We start from the raw sequence: 1,565 nt of genomic DNA, 5'->3' as shown, positions 1-1,565 counted from the left end.
CTTGTGGCTTAGCTGCTGCCCGGCCTTCGACGCGAGGGTATCCTTTGTTGACCAGATGTTGGCAAGAAAGGAGTCGGTCATGTCGAAGAAGATCGTGGTGCCGTCCTATTTGGCGGCGATGGATCGAGCGGAGGCCGATCCTTCGGCGGCGCGCTTTTGGGTTGGCCTGGATGTCGGCTACAAGAATACGGCGGTCTGCGTTCTCGATTGTGACGGCGCGATTGTTCACCAGGTCTCGATGAAGAGCAGCGCCACCGAGATCGGACGTTATCTGCGCAAGAACTTCAAATCGCATGTGACGCTGATCGGCATTGAGAGCGGCGGGCTGACGCCGCATCTGACGACCAAGCTGCGTGCGCAGGGCTTCCAGGTTGTAGTGCTCGATGCGCGCCAGGTGCATCGCGTGTTGTCGGTCAAGCGGAACAAGACCGACACGAACGACGCACGCGGCATCGCCGAGATCACGCGGACGGGCCGGGAATATCTGACCGAGGTCTATGTCAAATCGAACCTGTGCTTCGAGATCAGGGCCTATCTCACCATGCGCGACCGCCTCGTAAAACAGCGACGCGAGACCGAGGCGATGATCCGCGGCCTGGTGCGGGTCTACGGCGGACGGATCGAGGGTGGGACCGAAACCGCGGCGAGCTATCGCAGCCGCGCCATCGACCAGATGTGCCTCATCGCCGACACTGAAGGCGTCGATCTGCGACCACGGGTCCTGCCGCTGCTCGATCTGTGCGAAGGCTTCTACGTCGAGGCCAACCGCATCGAGCGCGAGCTGGAACTGCTGGCCGCGTCGAACCCGGTCTGCAGGCGGTTCATGGAGATCCCCGGCGTCGGCACGATCACCGCCGTATCGTTCTACAGCGCGATCGAGGACCCGACGCGCTTCCGGCATGTCGACGATGTGGCCGCCTATCTGGGCCTGACCCCGCGCGTCTACCAGTCGGGCGAGAGCCTGACGCATGGCGGCATCAGCAAGATGGGCAACCAGCTCACCCGCACGCATCTGGTCGGCGCCGCGACCGTCATGCTGTCGAACACCCGGTCGTTCAGCACGCTCAAGGACTGGGGCCTCAAGCTCAGCAAGCGGATCGGCTTCAACAAGGCGAAGGTCGCGCTGGCACGGAAGCTGGCGATCATCATGTTCAGTCTGTGGCGTGACGGCACCCACTTCATGGCCAAGGCGGCCGACGTGCCGGCGCACCGGGCGCTGATGCAGAGCCGGCTGCCGGCCTGAGCGCGCAGGTTCACACCAGGTTCGCTCGCACAATGGCGGCGAAACAGTCCTCCCGGGAGGCGGAGGGATCGGAGACTTCGGGTCTAAAGGTGAGGTGGTGACAACCTCGTGACGCTTGTTGAAGCTCCACCCTTTGCTAGTGAATGCCCATACTGCGGCAGGCGATCGGCCCAACGGCCACGACAAACGCCCGACCGCGAAGAGACTGTTGCACTCCGGGATGGATGATGTGGACTTGCAATGATCGACGGAGAAGAAGATCATGACGTAGCAATATAAAGTCTGGATACCCTCTACCGTGGGGGCAGCAGCTAGAGACTTT

General features: G+C 62.2%; 1 protein-coding gene. It reads left to right on the top strand.

Annotated features, from left to right (window positions below):
* Positions 1-79: 79 nt before the first annotated feature.
* On the top strand, positions 80-1,243 hold the full coding sequence (locus AX685_RS16355) for an IS110 family transposase (RefSeq protein WP_021245899.1): 1,164 nt from the start codon (positions 80-82) through the stop codon (positions 1,241-1,243).
* Positions 1,244-1,565 lie beyond the last annotated feature (322 nt).

Origin of the sequence: Sphingomonas sp. CCH9-F2, assembly GCF_001556735.1 — a bacterium.
Taxonomy (GTDB): Bacteria; Pseudomonadota; Alphaproteobacteria; order Sphingomonadales; family Sphingomonadaceae; genus Sphingomonas; species Sphingomonas ginsenosidimutans.
The sequence above is the reverse complement of the archived record's forward strand: the minus strand, read 5'-3'. Positions and strand labels throughout refer to the sequence as shown.

Excerpts from the sequence above, each read along its gene's own strand:
- AX685_RS16355 (WP_021245899.1), top strand. The coding sequence starts at position 80 with ATGTCGAAGAAGATCGTGGTGCCGTCCTATTTGGCGGCGATGGATCGA.